General features: G+C 64.2%; 18 protein-coding genes. 6 read left to right on the forward strand and 12 right to left on the reverse strand.

Annotated elements, in window-relative coordinates:
* Position 1 precedes the first annotated feature (1 nt).
* Entirely contained in the window at positions 2-1,321 is a 1,320-nt protein-coding gene (locus CJ178_RS08990; protein ID WP_045070499.1) for an ABC1 kinase family protein, read from the forward strand.
* Positions 1,322-1,338: 17 nt separating this feature from the next.
* Here CJ178_RS08990 and CJ178_RS08995 read toward each other — a convergent pair whose 3' ends face one another.
* Both CJ178_RS08995 and CJ178_RS09000 read right to left on the reverse strand, forming a co-directional pair.
* Positions 1,339-1,629, reverse strand: a complete 291-nt coding sequence (locus tag CJ178_RS08995) for a WhiB family transcriptional regulator (RefSeq protein WP_045070502.1) — start codon at positions 1,627-1,629, stop codon at positions 1,339-1,341.
* Between the two features lie 373 nt (positions 1,630-2,002).
* Entirely contained in the window at positions 2,003-4,126 is a 2,124-nt protein-coding gene (locus tag CJ178_RS09000; protein WP_033231151.1) for an ATP-dependent DNA helicase UvrD2, read from the reverse strand.
* Positions 4,127-4,228: 102 nt separating this feature from the next.
* On the opposite strand from CJ178_RS09000, the gene CJ178_RS09005 reads away from it, so the two are divergent.
* Positions 4,229-4,486 (forward strand): mycoredoxin, encoded by a 258-nt coding sequence (locus tag CJ178_RS09005; protein ID WP_033231152.1) that lies wholly within the window; start codon positions 4,229-4,231, stop codon positions 4,484-4,486.
* Between the two features lie 4 nt (positions 4,487-4,490).
* Here CJ178_RS09005 and nudC read toward each other — a convergent pair whose 3' ends face one another.
* The gene (gene nudC, locus CJ178_RS09010; RefSeq protein ID WP_033231153.1) at positions 4,491-5,387 is read right to left on the reverse strand and encodes an NAD(+) diphosphatase; all 897 of its coding nucleotides are present in this window, start codon (positions 5,385-5,387) and stop codon (positions 4,491-4,493) included.
* 42 nt (positions 5,388-5,429) lie between these two features.
* The gene (locus CJ178_RS09015; protein ID WP_033231154.1) at positions 5,430-6,497 is read right to left on the reverse strand and encodes a potassium channel family protein; all 1,068 of its coding nucleotides are present in this window, start codon (positions 6,495-6,497) and stop codon (positions 5,430-5,432) included.
* Positions 6,498-6,577: 80 nt separating this feature from the next.
* On the opposite strand from CJ178_RS09015, the gene CJ178_RS09020 reads away from it, so the two are divergent.
* Positions 6,578-6,973, forward strand: a complete 396-nt coding sequence (locus CJ178_RS09020; RefSeq protein ID WP_033231155.1) for a DoxX family protein — start codon at positions 6,578-6,580, stop codon at positions 6,971-6,973.
* Here the strand turns inward: CJ178_RS09020 and CJ178_RS09025 are convergent.
* Entirely contained in the window at positions 6,970-10,344 is a 3,375-nt protein-coding gene (locus CJ178_RS09025) for an ATP-dependent helicase (protein WP_033231156.1), read from the reverse strand. The two genes, CJ178_RS09020 and CJ178_RS09025, sit on opposite strands and share 4 nt — an antisense overlap.
* The gene (locus tag CJ178_RS09030; protein WP_257013070.1) at positions 10,345-13,704 is read right to left on the reverse strand and encodes an ATP-dependent helicase; all 3,360 of its coding nucleotides are present in this window, start codon (positions 13,702-13,704) and stop codon (positions 10,345-10,347) included. It abuts the gene before it with no gap.
* A gap of 63 nt (positions 13,705-13,767) precedes the next feature.
* On the opposite strand from CJ178_RS09030, the gene CJ178_RS09035 reads away from it, so the two are divergent.
* Genes CJ178_RS09035 through CJ178_RS09045 form a run of 3 tightly spaced genes read left to right on the forward strand, consistent with a single transcriptional unit; the run spans position 13,768 to position 16,611 of the window.
* Complete coding sequence (locus tag CJ178_RS09035; protein ID WP_095886558.1) at positions 13,768-14,544, forward strand: alpha/beta fold hydrolase; 777 nt, start codon at positions 13,768-13,770, stop codon at positions 14,542-14,544.
* Positions 14,545-14,554: 10 nt separating this feature from the next.
* Positions 14,555-14,854, forward strand: coding sequence for an MGMT family protein (locus CJ178_RS09040; protein ID WP_095886559.1), 300 nt, complete (start codon positions 14,555-14,557; stop codon positions 14,852-14,854).
* A 14-nt stretch (positions 14,855-14,868) separates the two neighbouring features.
* Positions 14,869-16,611, forward strand: coding sequence for an NTP transferase domain-containing protein (locus tag CJ178_RS09045; RefSeq protein ID WP_095886560.1), 1,743 nt, complete (start codon positions 14,869-14,871; stop codon positions 16,609-16,611).
* Between the two features lie 50 nt (positions 16,612-16,661).
* Here CJ178_RS09045 and CJ178_RS09050 read toward each other — a convergent pair whose 3' ends face one another.
* The 6 genes from CJ178_RS09050 to CJ178_RS09075 form a co-directional block, all read right to left on the reverse strand.
* The gene (locus CJ178_RS09050) at positions 16,662-17,369 is read right to left on the reverse strand and encodes a sirohydrochlorin chelatase (RefSeq protein ID WP_257013358.1); all 708 of its coding nucleotides are present in this window, start codon (positions 17,367-17,369) and stop codon (positions 16,662-16,664) included.
* On the reverse strand, positions 17,344-18,483 hold the full coding sequence (locus CJ178_RS09055) for a uroporphyrinogen-III synthase (RefSeq protein WP_033231160.1): 1,140 nt from the start codon (positions 18,481-18,483) through the stop codon (positions 17,344-17,346). The genes CJ178_RS09050 and CJ178_RS09055 overlap by 26 nt, the downstream gene beginning before the upstream one ends.
* A complete protein-coding gene (gene nirD / locus CJ178_RS09060) occupies positions 18,480-18,875 on the reverse strand; it encodes a nitrite reductase small subunit NirD (RefSeq protein WP_033231161.1) in 396 nt (131 codons plus the stop codon). Before nirD ends, CJ178_RS09055 begins: the two co-directional genes overlap by 4 nt.
* Positions 18,876-18,965: 90 nt before the next feature.
* Complete coding sequence (gene nirB, locus CJ178_RS09065) at positions 18,966-21,467, reverse strand: nitrite reductase large subunit NirB (RefSeq protein ID WP_095886562.1); 2,502 nt, start codon at positions 21,465-21,467, stop codon at positions 18,966-18,968.
* Between the two features lie 56 nt (positions 21,468-21,523).
* Positions 21,524-22,924 carry an MFS transporter gene (locus CJ178_RS09070; protein WP_095886563.1) on the reverse strand — a complete coding sequence of 467 codons (1,401 nt, stop codon included), beginning with the start codon at positions 22,922-22,924 and terminating at the stop codon, positions 21,524-21,526.
* A 115-nt stretch (positions 22,925-23,039) separates the two neighbouring features.
* On the reverse strand, positions 23,040-24,269 hold the full coding sequence (locus CJ178_RS09075) for an MFS transporter (protein WP_095886564.1): 1,230 nt from the start codon (positions 24,267-24,269) through the stop codon (positions 23,040-23,042).
* Positions 24,270-24,293: the final 24 nt, after the last annotated feature.

Consider the following 24,293-nt stretch of genomic DNA (forward strand, 5'->3'; position numbering starts at 1 on the left):
GGTGTCCGACATCCCGCGCAAAAGCTCTGCCCGTACTGCCAAACTCGCAAGCATTCCGATTGGGATGGCCGGGCGGGCCGCAATGGGCTTCGGACGCAAGCTCGCCGGTGGTGACAAGGACCAGATCGACGCCCAGCTCAGCGCCAGGGCCGCGGAGCAGTTGTTCTCGGTTTTGGGTGAACTCAAGGGCGGCGCCATGAAGCTGGGCCAGGCGCTCAGCGTCATGGAAGCGGCCATTCCGGAGGAATTCGCGGAGCCGTATCGCGAGTCCCTGAACAAGCTCCAGGCCGCCGCGCCGCCGTTGCCCGTCAAGCAGGTCCACAAGATGCTGGATCAGCAGCTGGGAACCAAGTGGCGCGATCGATTCCAGTCCTTCGACGACACCCCCACCGCGTCGGCCAGCCTCGGGCAGGTCCATCGGGCCGTGTGGTCCGACGGACGCGACGTAGCCGTCAAGGTGCAGTACCCCGGCGCCGACGAAGCCCTGCGCGCCGATCTCAAGACCCTCGCCCGATTTGCCGGCCTGTTCGGATCGGTGATGCCCGGCGTCGACGTGCGTCCGGTCATCGAGGAGTTCACCGCGCGCACCGAGGAAGAACTCGACTACCGGATCGAAGCTGACAATCAGCGAGCATTCGCCGCGGAATTCGACGGCGATGCACAGTTCCTCATCCCGCGCGTCGTTGCCAGCGCACCGAAAGTTGTTGTCACCGAATGGATGACGGCAACACCGCTGACCAGGATCATCGAGAGCGGAACGCCGAACCAGCGCAATGCAGCCGGTGCGCTGCTCGCCGAGTTCCACTTCGCGTCACCGGCGCGCGTCGGCCTGCTGCATTGCGATCCGCACCCCGGGAATTTCATGTTGCTCGACGACGGCCGGTTGGGTGTCATCGATTTCGGTGCGGCGGCCCCGTTCCCGGGCGGGCTACCCACCGTCTTGGGAACAATGGTCAGACTGGCGGTCGACGAACGATTCGACGAACTGACAGAACTGTTGCGCGCCAACGGTTTTGTCATTCCGGGCCGCACCGTCACCGAACAGGAAATCGCCGACTACCTACGTCCGTTCACCGATCCGATTCAGACCGAGTCGTTTCACTTCACTCGAACCTGGCTTCAACGAGCCGCCGGAACTGCGACCGATTTCAACAGCGCGCAGTTCCGGACGGCCCGGGCACTCAACTTGCCGCCCGAGTACCTGATGATCTTCCGAGTCCTCCTCGGCTCGGTGGGCATCTGTGCCCAGTTGGACGCGTACGCCCCGTACATGGAGATCCTGACCCGGTGGCTGCCGGGATTTGCGGAGCCACAGGTGTAACAGGTGTAACCAGCTCCTCAGGCGCACACGAGTTGCTTACGTGGTCTGCCCCTCGGCCTCTTGGTTGCTATGACGGCACCGTGGTCGAGGATTTCTCCGCCCCACACTCCCCACGGCTCTTCGCGGTCGAGAGCTGCACCCAGGCAGAGGGAGCGGATGGGGCACTGCGCGCAGAGCGCCTTGGCTTTTTCGAGTTCTGCCGGGGACTCCGCGAACCACAGATCGGGATCGGATACGCGGCACGGCAGGTCGTGGCGGGTGGAAGCGATCTCGATGAATGTGACGGCTCGACATGTCTGGGTAGACAACTCGTCTCTCCTAGCTTGGATGCGACAGGCGTGTCGCAAAAAATGGGTTCGATGGGTGCGAACCACAACCGAGCGGGAAACCGGAAAGCACGGGATCCAACACAAAGGCCACGGTCCGCGTAATGCGGGGTCCGTGGCCGTGAGTGAACGGATGTGTCCTATCGAGGATTTTCTCGATGGCTTAGAGACACGGACCTGATTGCTGCTGGGTGCAGCTGGGCGGCGGCAACAGCGAACTGTTCACGCACGGGGTACGAAATCATGTTCGTCATTTTTGCCACCTCCATTTCTGATCGGTCCGGATAATTTTCAGCGCACGAGTCTCCCCGTAGCACTGGAAACCAGACTAGAGAATTCTCGGAAACTGCACAACCTATTTTTGACCTGCAGTTTTGCAAATAATGAGGACGTCTTCGCCGTAGTCTTCGAGTTTCTTCGGTCCGATTCCGTTAATGGCAACCAGGCCCCGAGCGTCCTGTGGTCGTTGCTCGGCAATCGCAGTCAGCGTGTTGTCGCTGAACACGACGTAGGCAGGCACCTTTTTCTCGCGTGACTTGTCGAGACGCCACGCACGCAGGTTCTCGAGCAATTCGACGTCGATGTTGGACGGACAATTCTCGCATCGACCGAGCATCGTGGCCGACGTTCCCATGAGCGGTTTTCCGCAGACACGGCAACGCTGACGCTTCTTGCCAGACTGCGCGGGCGCGGCAATTCGTGAGGCCGGCGAGTCCTCGGGGATCAACCCGTTCAGGAACCGTGAGCGGCGTCGGGATTTCCGGCCGCCCTCGTTGCGCGCCAATGCCCAGGACAAGTGCAAATGCTCACGGGCGCGCGTGACACCGACATAGAGGAGTCGACGCTCTTCTTCGACCGCTGCCTCATCGGGGGCGGAGTTGGAATCGCCGAGCACGTGCTGGATGGGGAGGGTGCCGTCGTTGAGACCCACGAGGAAAACGGCGTCCCATTCGAGGCCCTTGGCGGCATGCAACGACGCCAACGTGACGCCCTGGACCGTCGGTGGGTGCCGCGCTTCGGCCCGCGCCGTCAACTCCTGCAAGAGACCGGGAAGCGTCAGTTCGGGATCGTGCACCAACTGCTCCTCGGTGAGCGCAACGAGCGCGGTCAGTGACGCCCAGCGCTCGCGCGCCTGCGTACCGGCTGGTTCCTCGTTGGTCAGTCCGAGTGGTGCCAGTACCGCCCGGACCAGCGAGAGAAGTCCTGAGCCGCTGTCTGCCCCCTCAGGAAGGTCGTCACGACCGCCGGCCTGCCGCAGCGCCGTCACCGCCTGACGAACCTCGGTACGAGTGAAGAATCCCTCGCCGCCGCGCACCTGGAACGGGATGCCGAGCTTGGTGAGTGCCTGCTCGTGCACTTCGGACTGCGCGTTGATCCGGTACAGGATCGCGATCTCCGCCGCCGGTGTGCCTGCGGCGATCAGACGTTTCACCGACCGGGCTATCGCGAGTGCCTCGGACGGTTCGTCGTTGAACTCCGCGAACTCGGGCTCGGGACCCGGCGCGCGCTGTCCGATGAGTTGCAATCGGGTACCGGCGATTCGCCCGGTGGCAGCGCCGATGACCCGGTTGGCCAGCGAGACGACCTCGGGTGTGGAGCGATAGTCACGTTCGAGCCGGACCACTGTTGCCTCGGGAAACTTCCGCGAGAAGTCGAGCAGGTAATTCGGTGTAGCTCCGGTGAACGAGTAGATGGTCTGGTTGGCGTCGCCGACAACCGTGAGATCGTCGCGGTCGCCGAGCCACGCGTCGAGAACCCGCTGCTGCAGCGGCGTGACGTCCTGATATTCGTCCACGACAAAACAGCGGTAGCGCTCACGGAACTCGTCGGCCACGGACGAGTGCTCCTCGAGTGCCGCAGCGGTGTGCAGGAGAAGATCGTCGAAATCGAGCAGCATGCCGTCCTGGCCGCGCGCCTTCAATTCCTCGTACGCCGCGTAAACCTGCGCCACCTTTGCCGGATCGGCCGGTGCCTCCCGGCGGAACTTGGCAATGGTGCGCGGGTAATCCTCCGGCGCGATCAGCGACGCCTTGGACCACTCGATCTCACTCGCGAGGTCGCGCACGCTTTCGGTGCTGGTCGGCAAACCCACCCGGGCTGCGGCACTGCTGACAACAGCGAATTTTCGATCCAGCAGACGCCATTCGGTATCGCCGATCACCTGCGGCCAGAAGTACTTGAGTTGCCGCAGCGCAGCAGCGTGGAACGTGCGCGCCTGTACCTGGGGGCCGCTGCCACCAACACCCAACTCCCGCAGTCGGCCGCGCATTTCACCGGCTGCGCGCGCGGTGAACGTGACCGCCAGGACCTGCCCGGCCTGCACATGACCGTCGGCAACCAGGTGGGCGATTCGCCGGGTAATCGTGCGTGTCTTGCCTGTTCCGGCACCCGCGAGTACACATACCGGGCCGCGTGGAGCGAGCACGGCGGCTGATTGTTCCGGGTCCAGTCCGGTGTCCGCAGGCATGAGCACCATCATGGCAGGACGTACCGACAGCGCCGCCGCGTGCCCGAGCGTATGTGGGCAAGCGAACACGGCCGGTTACGGAACAACAACCGAACTCGTGGTGTTATATGCGCCGTGACTACTTCCGAAAAAGCTCCTGCCCTCACCATCTACTCGACCACGTGGTGCGGCTACTGCCGCCGCCTCAAGACCCAGCTCAACGCGTCGGGCATCGAGTACACCGAAATCGACATCGAGAACGATCCGTCGGCAGCCGAATTTGTCGGCAGCGTCAACGACGGCAATCACATCGTCCCGACGGTGAAGTACGCCGACGGAAGTGTCGCGACCAACCCGTCGCTCAATCAGGTGAAGCAAGCCCTCGGACTGTAGGGCTCTATTTGACCCAGCTCTCGAGCATTCCTCGCGCAATCGAGATGGAACCGGGTAGGAGCAACGGCGCGTCGGCGTCGGACGCCCAGTCCCCCAGTTCGAGAGCAGATCGCACCTCTTCCTTGGTGAACCACGCTCCCTCGGCGATCTCGCCGTCCGCGAACACCAGCGGATCGGCGGGGTCGCCGATCGCCGTGAATCCCAGCATCACCGAACGCGGGAACGGCCACGGCTGACTGCCCAGATACCGGACGCTGTGGACGTCGACGCCCACTTCTTCCTTGATCTCGCGCACCACACACGTCTCGAGTGACTCCCCCGCTTCGACGAAGCCGGCCAGGATCGAGAATCGTCGCGGCGGCCACGTCGGCTGGCGAGCCAGCAGTACTCGATCTGCGCCGTCGTGCACCAGGCAGATCACTGCCGGGTCGGTGCGCGGGAACTCTTCGTGGCCGGTGGTCGTCGAAATGCGTGACCACCCGGACATCGTCGGCTCACTCGGAGCCCCGTCGATCGAGCTGAATCCGGCACTGTCGTGCCAGTTGAGAATGGCGATCGCGCCCGTCAGAAGACCTGCGTCCGCGTCGTCGAGCGTTCCGCCCAACATCCGCAGATCCGACAGTTCTCCGGCAAGGAGTGACACGCGCACAGCCCATACATGCTTGTTGTCACGAATTCCGAGAAACACTGCGCCGCGGACAGGTTCCGCACCCAGGTCGGTGGCCTCGCCGAACACCAACTGCCCGCCGGACACCTTCACCTGACCGCGCGAGTTGACTCGCAAGAGCGACGCGTCACTCCACCCCGCGGTCAGTGCGGCTGCGTCGGACCGTAGTTCCTCGGCGCGGCCGACACTCGAGCGGGAAAGCAGAGGCGTTTCGGTCAGCTGGAAGTCGTTCACGCTGACGACATTACTGGGCGCCGAAATACCGGGTTCCAGCTATCAGCTGACAACGCGACGGATGTACAGCAGGCGATCGTCTGCCTCGACAGCGTCGACCTCCGGTGAACCGACCCGGACCAGTCGCCCGTCGCGAACAACGCCCAGCACGATGTCGGACAGGTGACGCGGTGATCCGCCGACCTCGTCACGTTCGACAGCACGCTCGGCGATCGCGAATCCAGCCTCGGGTGTCAGGAGATCTTCGATCATCTCGACCACGGTTGGCGTGGTGGTGGCGATGCCGAGGAGTCGGCCTGCGGTTTCCGACGAGAGGACCACGGAGTCCGCACCCGACTGACGCAGGAGATGCGCGTTGTCCGCCTCCCGGATGGCCGCGGCGATTCTTGCCTTCGGCGCAATCTCGCGGGCGGTGAGCGTCACGAGCACCGCTGTGTCGTCGCGGTTGGTCGCGACGATGATCGAATTTGCCCGTTGCGCCCCGGCGAGGCGAAGCACGTCGGACTTGGTTGCCGAACCGAATACGGTCACCAGGCCCTTGGCCTCAGCGGCGTCCAGCACAGCCCGGTCCGTGTCCACGACCACGATCTCGGATGCGGAAACACCGTCACCGATCATGGCTTCAATTGCTGTGCGCCCCTTGGTGCCGTATCCGACGACGACGGTGTGATTACGCACTTGCTGCCTCCAACGCTGAATTTTGAACGCCTGACGCGAACTCTCGGTCAGAGCTGACAGTGTGGTTCCGACCAACACGATCAAGAAGAAGATACGAAGTGGCGTGATCAACAAAACGTTGACCAGACGAGCCGACGGGGTGAACGGCGTGATGTCGCCGTAGCCGGTGGTCGAGAGCGACACTGTGGCGTAGTAGATGCAGTCGAGAAGCGAGAGCTCGTTGTCCTGCGCGTCCCGATACCCCGCACGATCGATGTACACGATGAGCACTGCGGCTGCGAGCGCGCCGAGCGCAACCAGAACGCGCTTGTAGATAGCGCGGGCAGGACTGGTCTGCAGCTGCGGAATCCGCAGCACCCCGACAAGGGCAAAGTCAGGCTGGTCGGCCAATGATTCCGACCTGGAAAAACGCGCCCGGAGCTTTCCGGCCATACTTGCAACTCTCTCACTAGTAACTACGCAGACGCACCACAGTAGTGGCACGCACAGGCTCTGTAAGGCAGGGTAGGTCAATGTCTTCGAAAAGTTCGACATCCAGCCAGGCCGCCGCACTTCGACTTTCCGCTCTACTGCTCGGCGCGGGAACCATGCACTTTGTTGCGCCATCGTTCTTCGACAGCACCGTCCCCCGCCAACTCCCCGGCGAAGCCCGTACATACACCCAGGTATCCGGTGTCGCAGAATTGGCAATCGGGGCCGCTCTGGCCATTCCGAAAACTCGCCGATTGGGAGCCGGTCTGGCAGCAGCGCTGTTTGTTGCGGTGTTCCCCGCCAACATTCAGATGGCAGTGGACTGGTGCCGCAGCAACAAGACGTCCACTGCGCAGAAGGTCGGTTCGATCGCGCGCCTTCCAGTGCAAATCCCCTTGGTGACCGAAGCTCTCAAGGCGCGTCGTAACGCCGGCTAGCTCGAGCTGTCCTCGCGGGCTCCTGCCGTGCGGATGAGGTGCGCCAGCGCTTCACCGTCCGGCAGGTTCTCGGGCGAGATGGTGCGGCCGGTCCGCACGTAGTGGAATGCCGCGCGAACCTTGTGCAGTGGAAACTCTTCCTTCCGTCCCGACGCGCGGGCGCGCGCGGACATCAATTCGCCCCACGCCACGCGGTAGGCGGCCAACTGCATGACCACAGCATCTTCGTTGGCGGCGGACGGTTCAGCTCCGGTCTTCCAGTCGATGACCGTCCAGCCGCCGTCCGAGTCCGCGAACACCGCGTCGATTCGGCCGCGCAAAACCGTTCCGGCGATGGAGGTTTCGAACGGGACCTCCACCTCGACGGGACTGCGGTTAGCCCACGGAGAACGCAGGAACGCATCCTGCAGTTTGATCAGATCGGTTTCCGGGCCGGCTCCGGTATCGGCGGCGCCCGGCAATTCGTCGAGATCCAGCAACCGTGTTGCGCCGAAGCGTCGCTCGATCCACGCATGGAATGCCGTACCTCGCCTGGCCAGCGGGTTGGGCGGATACGGAAGAGGCCGACGCAATCGAGCCGCGAGTTCGTCGGGATCAGCTTTGAGGTCGACCAACTGTGTCACCGAAAGTTGTGCCGGGAGAATCACTTCGGCACGAGCATTGGCGCGGGCCTCTCGTTCTGCCAGGAGCACCGTCACATCCGACGCCCAATTCTCCGGGTCGTCTTCAGGGTCGACTTCAGCGTCGTCAGGGTTGGTTTCAGTGGGCTTCGCCAGCTCTGCCAGTACAGCGGCTGCGCCGGCCTCCACCGCGCCGCGCCGTGAACCGAGCGGATCCGGTGGCCACTGAGCAGTTCTCGGTGTGGATGCCAACGGATTCTCGGTGTCGGGTTCGGGGTCGGGCGCCCAGGTCTCGACAACGCCGATGTCCCCGGTTTCGGTAACCGTCTGGTGCAGTTCGGCCAGGAACTCCGACGGTCCTTTGGGATCGGCTCCCGACTCGGCCCAGTGGTGCGCCGAAATAAACAGTGCCCGTTCGGTTCGCGTGAGGGCAACGTAGAACAGGCGCCTGTCCTCGTCAAGTCGGCGATCTCCGAGAGCCTGCTTGTGCGCGTCGATCGCGTTCTGCAGATCCTTGCGGTTGTAGACATTCTCGAGGTCGAGCACGGGAACACCGTCGGCCGAATCTGCGTCGACGGCACGGTCACCGCGCAGCGAAGGCGGCAATTCTGCAAGCGCACCCAGCCACGAACCGGACGCCGTCGAGGACGGGAACACACCGTCGCTGACGTGCGGAACGGCAACAACTTCCCATTCCAGTCCCTTCGCGGAGTGCACCGTCAGAATCTGGACCCGATCCGGCGCCACCTCCACTTCGCCGGGCGTCAGCCCTTTTTCGATCTGTTCGGCGGCTGCGAAGAACGACAACATACCGGTGAGATTGGCGGTGGGACGCGTCGCGTAGTTGGCAACAACATCGGCAAAGGCGTCGAGGTGCTCACGACCTGCGGTACCAAGCACACCGAGTCGCGTCCGTGCACCGGCCTCGATTCCGATGCCGAGCACCCTTTCGACCTCTGCCACCAATTCTGTGAGCGGTTGTCCGATGCGTTCACGCAACGAGGCCAGCTCACCGGCCACGGCGCCGATTCGCGCATAGCCGAGCGCCGAATAGTTCTCGGCCGGACCAGGATCCGAGATCGCATCGACCAGCCCCGCCTGCTCGGCCTGCTCACCGGGCAGCGAATCCTGCACGGCCTCGGCCAACGCAGCCGAATCGGTGACGGCACCCGCCGTACCGTAACCCGCAGAAATCGCAAGCTCCCGAGATCGCTTCGACAGTGCGGCAACGTCCTTGGCACCGATCTGCCAGCGCGCCCCCGTCAGCAGGCGCACCGCGGCGCTGCCCGCCAACGGATCGGCTACTACCCGCAGCATCGCAATGACGTCGGCAACTTCGGGTGTGTGCAGGAGTCCACCGAGGCCGACCACCTCGACCGGCAAGCCGGCTGCTCGCAGTGCTTCGGCCAGCGGGGCGGCGTCGGCATTGCGACGGATCAGCACCGCTGCGGTAGGCGGCGGTCGATCATCGGCGCGCGCAGCGTCGTACTGCTCGGCAATTTTCTGCGCCACCCACTCTCGTTCCTGCTCGACGTCAGGCAACAATGCGAGCCGGACATCGCCGGCAACTGCCCCAGGCCGGGCTCGCAAGGTGCTGACGGCAACGCCGCGTCGACGAAGCGGCGCAGACGAGAGATTGGCAAGTTCGAGTGCCTCCGGCGGATTGCGCCAGCTTGTCAACAATTCGAGGGTCGGAGCCGGGTTTCCGTTCGCGAGTGGGAAATCCGTCGCAAAGCGTGGGAGGTTGGCTGCCGATGCGCCGCGCCACCCGTAGATGGACTGCATCGGGTCGCCGACGGCTGTCAAAGCCAGGCGGGCGTCGGTGCCGCCGCCGAACAACGAGGACAGCAACACACGCTGAGCGTGACCGGTGTCCTGATACTCGTCGAGGAGCACCACCCGGAAGCGACTCCGTTCTGCTTCTCCCACTTCGGGGTGCCCCGAAGCAACGCGCGCCGAGAGAGACATCTGACTACCGAAGTCGAGGGCTCCTTCCCACCGCAACGTCTCGGACAATCTCGCAACGAGCGGCAGGAGTTCGACACGCTTGTGCTGGACCTCGAGGTATCCGAGCAGTTCCTTGCTCGGTCCGCCGCGCTGCTTCGGCCCGGCAGGCAACGTGTGGATCAACGCGTCGAGTTCCGCGTGCGCACCGCGCAGTTGATCTGGGTCCACAAGGTGCTCGGACAGTTGACCGGCAAGTGCCAGAACGGTTTCGGTGATCGACCCCGGATTCTTGTCGGTATCGAGATCACCGTCCCAGCCGCTGACAACTCGGTGCGCGACCTGCCACAGTTCCGTCTCCGAGAGCAGAGTCGCCGACGGTTCGATAGGCAGAAGCAGACCATGTTCGGACAACAACCGGCCCGCATACGCGTGATACGTGCTGACCTCGGGTTCGCCGGCCAAGATTCGCGCACGCACTCCCCCGGTGGGGTCGAGGGCGCGCAGAACATCGGAACCGGCAAGCCGGGCCAGTCGCTTGCGAATGCGAGTGGTGAGCTGCTGCGCGGCTTTTCGGGTAAACGTCAGACCCAGCACGGCCTCGGGGTCGACAAATCCGTTGGCCACCAACCAGACGACGCGGGCAGCCATTGTTTCGGTCTTGCCGGCGCCGGCGCCCGCGACAACCAGCGTCGGGCCCAGTGGTGCGGCGATGACCGCTGCCTGTTCCGGCGTCGGTGGGTGCTGGCCGAGAGCGAGCGCAAGATCGACCGGGCTGATCTTGGGTCGCCGCGCCTTGGATGCCATCTAGGAACTCACCTGCCGTCCTTCGTCGTGGGCGGGGCAACTGGACCGCACCGGGCAGTGGCGGCATCCGTCGTTGACCCGGGCCAGATACTGCGGCCCCTGCGTTGCGGCAGCGGCATTGTGGATGACATCACGCCACATCTCGACGGCCTCGGCGGTCAGCGGCGGCTGAACACGCTGCGTCGCACCGTCTTTCTTGTTGGACTTCGCCACGAATACCAGCCTGGCCCCACCGGGTTGCGTCGCCGGCTCGCCCGCTATCGCCCCTTCCGCTGCCGCCACCTGATAGGCCGCCAATTGCGCATGGGACTGCGCCGCGTCGTTGCTGACCGGGTTTCGCGCAGTCTTGACGTCGATAACGACGGGACGCCCCTCGGTGTCGCGCTCGAGTCGATCGATGCGGCCGCGGAGCTTGACGGCCGGTTCCCCCTCCTCCCGTGGTTCGAGAATGCCCTCGACCGCGACCTCCACACCGACTTCGGTGAGTTCGCCGCGGGTGGAACTCATCCAGGCCGTGAACGTGGCCAGCATCTCGCGGGTGCGATTGAGTTCCCGGCGCGAGTACCACTGCGAACCCAAGTCGATTGATTCCCAGGCATTTTCGAGTGCCTTCTCGACCTGATCCGGTGGTATACGCCCGGCGAGTGCCTGAACGAGAGTGTGGACGAGCGTGCCCGCGATGGCATGGGTATTGTCGCCATCGGAACCGCCATGACGTTCGAACACCCAACGCAGCGGACATGTTTCGAGCAACTCGATGGTGGACGGCGAGAGCGCCACCGGGCCGTCCTCCGGCTGCCACAACGGTTCGACAGTGCTGGGCGAGCTGGTGCCGTACCACTGATCGGGGTGCGCGCCGCGCACTCCCGCTGCGGCCAGACGCGCCAATTGACGAGCTGCACGCGCATGCTTCTCGGGATCGCCCGCGGCGAGGTCCGGATCGCAGACCACACTGCGCAATTGGGCGACCAACGCCGGCAAGGACAACACCCGGGTGTCACCGGGTTCGGGAGCGGGCACCGCCGGTTCACCTGCGCCGTCGTCATCGAACTGATCGCCGCGCAGAAGCTCGTCGACGAATCGTGACGGCACCAGATCGGTATCCCCCGAGGCGGATTCGACGGCTGTCACCAACAACCGGCGGCGTGCGCGAGAACATGCCACCAGGAAGAGTCGACGCTCCTCGGCCAGCAGCGGCGCAGTTCTCGACAACCGCTCTTCGGCGGAATCGCTGCCGTCCGACACACCGTTGATCAAATCGATCAGCGCCTCCGTCCGAAGGAGCGAACCGCGTGCCCGCAAGCTGGGCCACAGCCCTTCCTGAACACCGGCCACCGCGACAACAGCCCACTCACGTCCGGCCGCTGCGTGCGCACTGACAACAGTGACCGCATCCGGCGCGATCACCGAGCGCGAGCGCGAATCGGTGGGGATCTCCTGACTGGTGAGGTAGTCGACAAAACCCGCGAGCTGCGAACGCGGCAAGCGGTCCACGTAAGTGGCTGCGGCATCGAACAGCGCAACTACTGCGTCGAGGTCGCGATCTGCCTGCGAGCCGATCGGACCGCCGCGCGCCGACGCGGCCGCCCAGCGGCGTTCGAGCCCGGTGGCCTGCCACGCCGCCCACAGGACTTCCTCGACGCCGAGTCCACGATCGAGCGGCACGCGGGCTTTGCGCAATACCGACAGCACTCGATTCAGCGCGGCAGATTCGACGTCGGTCAGCTTTGCGGTCAATCGCTTGGATTGCGCTCGGTCCTCGTCGATCAGGATGAGCCGCAACAGTTCTGCGGAATCGCGATCCTTCCCCGAAGCAAGTTCGATGCGGCGCAGACCGCGCCGCAACCGCCGCAGTGTCACCGGTTCGGCGCCGCCGACGGGGCCGGACATGAGCGCCAAGGCGTCGTCGCCGGTGAACCCGTCTCGCCCGAGCGCCCGAAGTAGCAGGAGAAGCCCGGACACTCCGTGTTGACGGGCAAGTGGGAGTTCGGTGGCTGCGGTGGTGACTGGGACGCCTGCCGCCAGCAAGGCACGTCGAAGCGGAGCCAAGGTTCGCGGAACCGAACGCACGATGACGGCCATGTCGGACCACGCAATGCCGTCGAGGAGGTGCGCGCGCCGCAAGGTGTCCGCGACCACTGCCGCTTCCTTGGCTGTGGTGCCCAAGACTCGCACCGACGCGTGAGCGGGATTGTCACCCGACAGGTCGGCGGGTACCGCAATCCGGTGAGCGAGGTTGCCGGGCAATCGTGCGGCGACCTTCGCCGCAATGGCCGCGACGTCGGCGTTGTTGCGGTACGTAGTGGGCAGGATGACTGCCCGCTCGTCGCCCTTGTCCGCCAGGTCGAGCAGGAAACGGGAATCAGCCCCGCGGAATCCGAACACGGACTGATCCGGGTCGCCGGCGATCACCGTCGTTGCCGTTCCGGTTCCGATCAGCCGAACCAATTGCGCGGCTTGCGGATCCAAGTGTTGAGCATCATCGACAAGGAGGTGACGGATGCGGGCGCGCTCGGATCGCAACAACTCGGGGTCCGTGGCAAACGCGGTGAGCGCAGCACCGATCAACTCGGCGGCATCAAGTGCCGGCGCCGTCGCCTCCGGGGCTTCGACTCCCACGGACGCGCGCAACAGAACTCCCTGCTCGTACACCTCGGCGAATCGTCCGGCAGCCACCCATTCCGGACGGCCTTTACGCTTGCCGAGCTTGATCAGATCTTCCGGTCCGAGGCCGCGTTCGTTGGCGCGCAACATCAGATCGCGCAGTTCGACGGCAAACCCGTTCATGCCCAGTGCCGGCCTCAGTCGCTCCGGCCAGTACCGCGCGCCGTCCTCGATGTCGCCGCGCAACATCTCACGCAACACCGCGTCCTGTTCGGCCCCGGTGATCAAACGCGGCGGAGCGTTGCCGTGCGCTGCTGCCTGCAACCGCAGCACCGCAAACGCGTAGGAGTGCACGGTGCGGACCAGCGGTTCCCGAGTTGCCTGCGGGCCACGCTCGCGTTCGAACCCGAACAGGCCCGCGGTGATCTGTTCGCGCACCGCTGTTGCCGCCCGACGCGACTGTGTGAGGACCAGAACGGATTCCGGGTCTTCGCCGCCGGAAATCTTGGCAACCGCCAGATCGACCAGTAGTGACGACTTGCCGGTTCCCGGACCGCCGAGCACCTGCCAGGGATTCCACTGCTCACCGCCGAAGGCCAGCATGAACGGATCGTCGGCGGGCTCCGCGAACAATTGCGCAGCGGCGGCGTCCCACTTCCGCGGAACGAGTGAGGGCGCGGCCCGGTGCACCAACCGCGCCCGCGGGATGGTGTTCTTGGTGCGCGCCGGCGGTGGCGCCACAATCGTCTCACTCACCCAGGCATTCCATCAGAGGGCACCGACACGGCACACATCGCCCGCGTCGGGCAAGATTGGCCTGTGCCCGCACTCCACACCTATCTGTACGGCCCGGCCGGTGCGCCGGAGATACTCTCGTTGCACGGTCTGACCGGCCACGGCCGACGGTGGCAGTCGATGGCCGAGAATCAGCTCCCCGACGCTCGCTGGATCGCTCCCGATCTGCGTGGTCACGGCCGCTCGACCTGGTCTCCCCCGTGGAATATCGAGGCGCATGTTGCCAGCCTGATCGATACCCTGGACGAGCATGCGTCCGGCCCGGTCCTGATCGTTGCCCACTCGTTCGGCGGCGCTCTGGCGCTGCATCTCGCGGCGACTGCGCCGGACCGCGTCCGCGGATTGGTATTGCTCGATCCTGCTATCGGACTCGATCCGGAGTTCATGGGCCGAGTGGCCGAACTCACCATCGGTTCACCGGATTACACGGATGCAGCCGAGGCGCGTTCGGAAAAGGTTCACGGCTCATGGGGAGAAGTTCCCACGGCGGTACTGGACGAGGAATTCGAAGAGCATCTGATCCACCTCGACAACGGACGCGTCAACTGGCGACTCTCCACTCCCGCCGTCGTCACGGCGTGGGGAGAACTCGCTCGGCCACCGGTACTGCCACCGAGTTCCATGCCGACGGTGATCGTCCAAGCTATGAAGGTGCAACCGCCGTACGTCACCGACGAGTTCCGCACGGCAATCACCGAGCACCTCGGCCCGAACCTGACCAGCGTCGAGTTCGACTGCGACCACATGGTGCCGCACGTGCGCGCCGACGAGGTTGCGGCCCTGATCCGCAAACTACTCTGAGACTCGGACAATGGCCGCCACCACAGACGAACAGATCGAAGAGGTCCGCCGACTCGTCGCGTCCATACCCTCCGGATGTGTCGCCACCTACGGCGATATTGCCGATGCTGTAGGGCTTTCCAGCCCACGCACGGTCGGGTGGATCATGCGTACCGACTCCTCGGATCTCCCCTGGCATCGGGTTCTGGGTGCATCCGGGAAACCCGCAGCGCACCTGGCGCATCGACAGATTGCGAAGCTGGAATTGGAGGGCGTGCCGATCAAGGACGGCCGGATCGACATGGCGCGCGCACGGCACACCTTCCCGTAAGGCAGCATGGACGCATGAACGCCCATCCGCCTACCTGTGCGCTGATACTTGCCGGCGGACGCGGCACCCGGATGGGTGGTGTCGACAAACCCGGACTTGTGGTGCACGGTCACCGTCTGCTCGACATTGCACTCGCTGCAACAGCACATTTAGGCACGACGGTGGTGGTCGGACCGCATCGCGACGACCTCGACACCGGGGTCGTGCAAACCCAGGAGTCGCCGATCGGCGGTGGGCCGGTGTCGGCACTCTGGGCAGGATTGAACGCCGTTGAACTACCCGACGACGCAGTAGTGGTCGTCCTGGCAGCCGATCTGCCACACGTCAGTCGCGGGGTCGTCGACTCCCTGATCGACTCAACGTCACACCTGGGCCCAGTGACGTGCGCGGTCGACGAGAACAACCGAACGCAATTTCTGTTGTCCGCCTGGGTATTCCATGAACTACGTGAGCGCATCGCGACACTTCGGGAGAGTGCCGGTCTCGACAATCAGCCGATGAAGAAGCTACTGACCCAAGGATTCTCGGCACTCCAGGTGAGTGGCACAGCCGATTGCGACACTCCCGAGGATCTCGAACGGGCACGGGAGCTACCTCGACTGACAATCGCGGGGGCCCGCGCCGCGGTTCTGGAGTCGCTCACACCAGTGCGCCCCCGCCGAGCAGTGCTGGCCGAAAGCTTCGGCGCGACGCTCGCCGAACCTCTTGTTGCACAGGGTGATCTACCGCCATCTCCTGTCTCCGCGATGGACGGCTATGCCGTTGCGGGTGACGGTCCCTGGCGGATTCGCCAGGAAGTACGCGTCGCCGGCTCCGACGCCACTCTCGAGTTGGCAGACGGTGAAGCAATCCGCATCGCGACGGGCGCACACCTCCCCACCGGCGCAAGCGCAGTAATCCGGGACGAACACGTGGTCGCCGACGGCACTCCCACGTTACTGACGCTGCTGCCGAACACACCGCAGCGCAACGACGCTCGGCCGCAGGGCGAAGACTGGACCGTCGGTTTCACCATCGCACCGGCAGGTACACCGGTGACACCGGTACTCGTCTCCGCGGCCACCAGCGGTGAAGTTGTCGAAGGCCTGGTTCGCGGCCCGGTGCGTGCGCGGGTCGTGACAACGGGCGACGAAATCCGACGAGACGGGCCACTGCGCGAAGGCCAGACACGCGATTCCATCGGCGGCATCCTCCCGCTTCTTCTCGGGCGATGCGGCGCGGCATGCATCTCCGACACCCATTTACGCGATACCGCAGACGGTTTCGAGACCACTCTCGGTGCTGACGACGGCGCCGATCTCATCGTGATCGTCGGTGCGACGGGCGGCGGCGCTGCCGACGAAATGCGCTCTGCCCTGGACCGTCTCGGCGCCCACACCGTTGTCGGCAGGGTCGCGTCGCGTCCGGGCGGTTCACAGATCACGGCAGTCCTGCCCACCGGAAAGGTGGTGCTCGGCCTTCCCGGAAATCCTTATGCAGCAGTGACCACACTGTTGACAATGCTGCCCACCATTGTCAGTGCGCTCACCGGGCGAACTCCGTTGCCTCCGTTGCTCGGAATTGTCGCGAATGCCGCCGAGGTCAGTTCCGATGCCGTGCGACTACTTCCGGTCACGCAGACCGATGACGGCCGCTGGCACGCAGACCCTTCGGTTCGCACCTCACATCTGGCGGGCTTGATAGGCAAGGCAGCGTTTGCGCTTGTGCCCGCATCAGCACCCGACAACGTCGTGGCCGAACTCGTTCTGCTGGGATAAGGCTCACCATTCCTGGTACGACGTCGACGGCGCACTGGTCCCGAGCAGTCTCAGATCACCGCCACGCCGCGGCGAGCCGCCGAATACCGGTCGACCACAAGGTCCACGACACCGGGATCTACTCCGAGAGGTTCGGTGACGCCGTCAGCGCCTGCCGCACCAAGACGTTCGTGAAACAATCCGTGCGCAAGAAGATATGACGCGATGAACACGCGGCGCGCGCCGCGAACTCGGGCTGCTGCAACAACATCCGCCACCTTGGGTGTTCCGGTTGCGATATACCCGATATCGACTCGCGTGTCGGCCTGCTCCGCCAACATCAGGGCGGCGCGCTCTACATCGCGCAGGGCGCGCGAATCGGAAGATCCTGCTGCGGCAAGGACTATCGCGTCGCCGCTGCGCCAACCGGCGTCGCGCAATCGGCGCATCAGGACACTGGCCAACGCGGGATCAGGACCGAGCGCAGGCGTGACGGTGACGCCCTGGTGCCCACTGCCTTCCACTTCGCGTCGCACATCGGTGTGAACGTGATATCCCGACGCCAGGAACGCGGGCACGAGAACTGCCCGGCCGGGGATGTCGCGGAGAACCTCCGACGGCGACGGACCCAGGACGTCGACAAAGGCCACCCGAGTTGTACCTACCCTGGTACTGACCGCTTCGGCCAGTGCGGCAATCATTTCCACGCCCCGCGCACTTCGTGTGCCGTGCGCTACGAGAACCAGGACGTCGCTAGAGTTCTGCGTATTCGGTGGGATCGAGTGCAAGACGATAACCTCGTTTCACAACGGTTTGAACGGCTTTGGGAGCGCCGAGGCACGCGCGCAGGCGTGCGACGGCGGTTTCGACGGCGTGTGTGTCGTCGCCGCTGCCCGGAAGGGCGGCCAACAGTTCGGCACGAGAGACGACGTGCCCCGGCCGCGCTCCGAGAGATCGCATGAGAGACATACCGGCCGGCGACACTGCTCGGACTTCCCCGTCTACGACAACGCAACCACCGCGGATACTGATTTCGTGGTCACCGGCCTGAATACGGTTGGCACGCTGCGGAAGTTCGTCGACAATGTGTCGCGCCAAGGCGCCAAGGCGAGCCCTGGCCGGTGCTGTGGTCGGGACCTGCAATGCCTCCAGCGGCGCGGAGGTTACCGGCCCGACGCACACTGCCGTCACCGGTCCGCGCATGGCATCGAGAATGCTGTCGAGCCGCCCCGTCGTATCGGCCCGCATCAGGATCGACGCCACCGCCGGTGCACTGGTGAAGCTGACAGCATCAATTGCAGATGACGCGATGGCCTCGATCATCCGGTCGAGCAGAGTCGGATCTTCCGGAGGTTCCCAGCGGTAGACCGGCACCGCGATGACCTCGGCACCCGCGTCCCGCAGCACCTGACAGAAATCGGGGATCGGTTCCCATTCCGTAGTGGCGCCGTGCAACTGGACGGCAATGACCTTTCCCGCAACACCCTCCGCAAGCAGGTGTTCGAGTACTTCAGCCGACGATTCGGAGGCCGGAGACCATTCTTCGCGCAGGTCCGCAGCGCGAATCGCACCTTTGGCCTTGGGCCCGCGGGCTAATAGACGTGCCGAAGTCAGTGCCGCGGAGAGATTCTCAGCCTCACCCCACCCGTCCGCAGCTTCGAGCCAACCACGAAATCCGATACCGGTCGTGGCAACAACCACCTCGGGCGGACTCGCGATGATCTGCTGCGTCACCCGCTCCAATTCACGGTCGTCGGCGAGTGGGATGATGCGAATAGCCGGAGCGTGCACCACTTCTGCTCCCCGACGCGTCAGCAGCATCGCAAATTCATCGGCACGGCGCGATGCCGTGATCCCGACCGTGAACCCCGCTAGTGGCATGTTGTCATTCACGAGACGGATTCGACAGCCCGAATAGTGCTGTGCACCTGCACCACGCCGGCCCAGACCCTGATCTCGTACACCGGAAGCGACACCGATTCGTCGTCGAGGGCCCGGCCGTCGACCAGCGAGAACGCCTGCTTGAGCAACGGCGACACCACGATCGGCTCACCGTCCCGGTCTCCGACCAGTCCGCGTGACATCACCGAGGCGCGTCCGTACGGATCGAAGTTGCCGACGGCACGCAAAGTGCCGTCCTCGAGGAGGAACAGCGCCACCTGCTCACCGCCGCGGAGCAGCACTGCTACCCCGCGTCCAGGGATGAGGTGACTCAGTGGGCACGCCGAAGTCCATTCCAGTCGTTCGGAATCCAGCTTGGCGATCTGCGCATCGATGACACTCATCGAAGTCCTCCTGTCGATCCGGCGACAACGCCGCACGGGTTCTTGTATTAGTTTGTACGGACCCCGTGTTACCCACGGGTTACGCAGCGATTACCGGCGCGTAGGGATGCTCGGCATTCCCATCAATACGGGAACCTTGCGCACTCCGGTCTCGTCGAACACGACCGTCGGGTCGGCTTCTTCCGGCGCATTGACAAACGACACGAACCGCGACAACTTCTCCGGATCACCGAGCACACCGGCCCATTCGTCCTGGTAGCCCTCGACATGCTTGGCCATCAGCGCCTCGAGTTCCTCGCCGATACCCAGGCTGTCCTCGCAAATCACCGACTTGAGGTGGTCGAGTCCGCCGTCCAGCGAGTCCACCCACGGTGCGGTGCGCTGAAGTCGATCAGCCGTTCGGATGTAGAACATGAGATAGCGGTCGATGTACTTGACCAGGGTGACGTCGTCGAGGCCACCAGCGAGCAACTGAGCATGCTTGGGTGACTGTCCGCCGTTGCCGCCCACATACAGATTCCAACCGTTCTCCGTAGCGATGACGCCGACGTCCTTGCCACGGGCTTCGGCGCATTCGCGGGCACATCCCGAGACGCCGAACTTGATCTTGTGCGGCGAGCGCAGGCCGCGGTAGCGGTTCTCGAGGTCGACGGCCATTCCTACCGAGTCCTGGACGCCGTAGCGGCACCAGCTCGATCCGACGCAACTCTTGACCGTTCGCAGGGACTTGCCGTACGCCTGTCCCGACTCCATTCCCGCGTCGACCAGGCGCTTCCAGATTGCCGGCAACTGCTCGACTCGAGCGCCGAACAAGTCGATGCGCTGGCCGCCGGTCACCTTGGTGTATAGACCGAAATCACGCGCTACCTCACCGATCACGATGAGCTGTTCTCCCGTGACCTCGCCGCCGGGCATGCGCGGTACGACCGAGTACGTACCGTTCTTCTGAATGTTGGCCAGGAAGTGGTCGTTGGTGTCCTGCAGCGAAGCCTGCTGACGGTGCAGGATGTGATCGGAATCCGTGGACGCCAGGATCGACGCGACGACGGGCTTGCAGATATCGCAACCGGAACCCTTGCCGTACTTGGCAATCAGAGCCGAGAAGGTTCGAGTTTGCGTCGACTGGACGATCTGGAACAACTCTGCGCGTGACTGCGCGAAGTGCTCGCAGAGCGCCTTCGACATCACGACGCCCGAATCGGCGAGCAACTGCTTGACAGTCGGAAGGCACCCGCCGCAGGTGGTTCCCGCGCTGGTGCACGCCTTCACCGAAGCGATGTCGCACGCACCCGCCGCGATCGCGCCGCAGATGGCGCCCTTCGTCACGCCGTTGCACGAGCACACCTCGGCATCGTCAGGCAGCGATCCCGCACCCGGCTTCTCCCCCGCAGGTGAGATCAATGCCGCTGGGTCACCGGGCAGTTCGCGACCGACCAGCGGTCGCAGTGACGCGTACGCCGACGCGTCCCCCACAAGAATTCCGCCGAGCAGGATCTTCGCGTCGTCCGAGACGACAAGCTTGGCGTACGTTCCCTTGGCTGCATCGCTGAGGACCACTTCGAGAGCACCGGGCGAGGTGGCCATTGCGTCACCGAAGCTGGCGACGTCGACACCCATGAGCTTGAGCTTGGTGGACATGTCGGCACCCGGAAAATCTGCGGCGCCGCCGAGCAGACGGTCGGCCACGATCTCGGCTGTCGTGTAGCCGGGAGCGACCAGTCCGTAGCAACGGCCTTCCACCGCAGCACATTCACCGACTGCGTAAATGTTCTCATCCGAGGTGACACAGCCGAGGTCGGTCAGGATTCCGCCGCGCTCACCCACTGCGATGCCGGCGTCGCGAGCCAGCTGATCACGCGGACGGACACCGGCCGAGAAGACCAGCAACGACGCGTCGATGGTGGAGCCGTCGGACAGTTCGACCACAATTCCGTTGTCGGCCTGCGAGATTCCCGCCGTTCCGACACCCGTGTGGACGGTGAGCCCCAACTCGGTGACGAGTCTAGCGAGCAGAGCGCCTCCGCCCTCGTCGACCTGCATCGGCATCAGACGCGCATTGTGCTCGACGACGTGTGCCGTCATTCCCATGAGCGAGAGAGCATTTGCAGCCTCGAGCCCGAGAAGACCACCGCCGACCACTACGCCGACGGCGCCCTTGCCGGCTTTCTCGGCTGCAGCGCGGATACCGTCCAGGTCGTCGAGTGTGCGGTAGACAAAGCATCCGTCGGTGTCGTGACCGGGTACCGGCGGAACAAAGGGGTACGAACCCGTCGCCATCACCAGTGCGTCGTAGGAGAGCGTGTCGCCGGTCGTTGTCGTGACCGTTCGTGCGTCCTTGTCGATCGAGAGTCCGCCCTCACCTACCCGGAGATCGACCAGGCTGTCACCGGCGTAATCGTTGCCGGCCAGTGCCAATTCCTTGGGGTCCCAGGCTCCGACGTACGAGGACAGCCCGACTCGGTCGTACGCTGCGTACTGCTCGTCGCAGAGTACGGTCACCGACCAGGTGTTTGCCTCGTCGCGCGAACGGAGCGCCTCGACGAAGCGGTGTCCGACCATTCCGTGTCCGATGACAACAACCGACTTACTCATGACGCGCCTACTTCCTGATGTAACGAGAGAGTTCTGGAGATTCTGCGAGCCGGGCGTTATGCCGTGACCGCAACCTTCGCGTCGTCGACGTCTGTGGTGAGCGTGGACGGCTTGCGCAGGAAGACGAACCAGGTCACTGCGATGCAGGCGATGTAGAAGGCGAGGAACACCCAGAACGCCATCGTCGCCGACTTCGCGGGGCTGGTGTACGACGCGCGCAGCACCAGGTTGATGCCGACACCGCCCAAACCGCCTACCGCACCGGCAAATCCGATGAGAGCACCGGAAATACTGCGCGACCACGTTGCCTTCTCCGCCCGATCCAGGTGGTCGAAGCTCTGCGCCTTCGCCTCGAAGATCGCGGGGATCATCTTGTAGACCGATCCGTTGCCGATGCCCGAGAGCAGGAACAGTGCGATGAATCCGAGAACGAACGTCACCATGATCCCGGCACTTGCAACGCCTGCGGTGTTGTCGTCCATCGTCCCGGCCGTCACGAGGACCGATGCCGCGAAGGCCATGCCGACAAACGTCCACATCGTGATCTTTCCGCCGCCGATCCGGTCGGCGAGTTTGCCGCCGAGGGGGCGAGCGATCGAACCGAGGAGAGGACCGATGAAGGCGATCTGGGCTGCATGCAGCGCCGCCGCGGCCGGAGTGGCACCGCCGGCGAGGAAGTTGATCTGCAGAACCTGACCGAAGGCGAAGCTGAATCCGATGAACGAACCGAACGTGCCGATGTACAGGAAGCTGATCACCCAGGACTCGGAGAACTTCAGCGCCGTGGCCATCGAGCGCAGGTCAGACTTCTGGTTACCCAGGTTGTCCATGAACAGTGCAGCACCGACGGCAGCAGCCGCGATGAACACGAGGTAGATGGCGCACACGATCCACGGCGCACGGTTACCGACGGTGGCGATCACCAACAGGCCGATCAGCTGGATCATCGGAACACCGATGTTGCCGCCGCCCGCGTTGAGACCGAGCGCCCATCCCTTGAGCCGCTGCGGGTAGAACGCGTTGATGTTGGTCATCGACGACGCGAAGTTACCGCCGCCGATGCCTGCGGTAGCCGCCACCAACATGAACGTGGTGTACGACGCACCCGGGTTCATCATCAGGTACAGCGTGAGAAGTGTTGGTATGAAAAGGAACAGCGCACTCATGACGGTCCAGTTGCGACCGCCGAAACGCGCGGTGGCGACCGTGTACGGAATGCGGAGGATGGAACCCACCAAGGTGGGAACCGCGACGAGGAAGAACTTTCCGGCCGCGTCGATGCCGTAGATATCAGTGGGCATGAACAACACCATGACGGACCAGATCGACCAGATGGAGAAGCCGACGTGTTCGGCTACCACTGACCAGATCAGGTTTCGCTTCGCGATGTCCTTGCCGCCGGATTCCCAGGCGTCGACGTCCTCTGCATCCCAATGCTCGATGTAATGACTCACCAGGGCCTCCTGAATGTGTGGGAGACCTAAAGGTAGAAAACGGTTATTGCGCCGGTGCTGCGCGCGGTGACCGAGAAGTCAATTGATCCTCACCCGGTGACAGGACTTGATGTGAGGACTATCGGGCGTGCCAGGAGTCCTCGAGCATCCGCGGCTTGCAGGCCTGATATGCACCGACCAGCACTACGACGACGGCAACGACGAGCAGTCCGAAGGGTGCCGCATATCCATCCGTCGCATCGTGAAACACGCCGAACAGCAACGGTCCGAGGCACGCCACTGTGTAACCGATGCCCTGAGTGAAGCCGGACAACGCCGATGATCCGACGTGCGAACGTGTGCGGAGGTTGATCAGCGTCAGCGCCATCGGGAACGTACTCGGACCAAGACCCAGGACGACCACCCAGACGATCGGTGCGGCCATCGGCGCGAAGTACAGGCCGGCAAAGCCGATCAGATAGCAAGCAGCACAGACGATCACCACGGGGAACGGATTAGCGATACGAGCGCAGAGCGTCGGCGCACCGAAAGCCGCGACCAGACCCATCACCGAGAAGACTCCGACCATGGTTCCACCGAAGGCATCACTGGCACCGGCGTCGGCGAGGATCGACGGAATCCAGGTGAACATCGAGTACGTGATCAGCGAGGTCATACCGAACATGCCGGCCATCCCCCACGCAACGGGTGAACGCCACACCTGACCGCGGCGACTCGCGTCGACTGCCGGTGCAACAACTGTCTCGGCTTCGGCTTTCCGCGAGCGTGCCAGGGTGATCAGCCACGGTACGGCCGCGGCAAAGCCGAATGCAGCCCACCATCCGATGGAGAACCGCCATCCGAAGGCATCGGCCACGGGAACCGCGACAAATGCCGGAACGATGGTGCCGACCTGCACGGCGACGATGTAGACCGAACTCATGGTGGCAAGACGATCGGAGAAGTATCTCTTGACCAACGGCGGGATCACGACATTGCCGATACCCATGCCCGCCAACGCGAGAGCCGAAAGGGCCAGCAACGACCACGTCTGAGACATCATGGCGCGCAACAGCATTCCGACGGCAGCCATGATCATGGCCAGCAACGCGGTGCGTTCGAGGCCGAGGCGCTTGGCCAGGGCAGGCGTGAGCAGACCGAAGACGGCGAACATCGCCGTCGGCACCATCCCGAAGACACCGACCACCGAACCGGAGAAACCGAACTCGTCTTGGATCTGCGACGCAAGCGGAGAGAACGACGTCACCGCAAGTCGTAGTACGAGCGCAGACATCGCGATGGCAGCGAATACGAGCACACGGCCTTTGACGAGCGGGCGGCGTTCTGTTCTCTCCAGTTGAGCAGTCACCGAGAAATCATAGGATGACCGGAC

It is taken from the genome of Rhodococcus sp. ACPA4, from assembly GCF_002300185.1.
Classification (GTDB): Bacteria; Actinomycetota; Actinomycetes; order Mycobacteriales; family Mycobacteriaceae; genus Rhodococcus_F; species Rhodococcus_F globerula.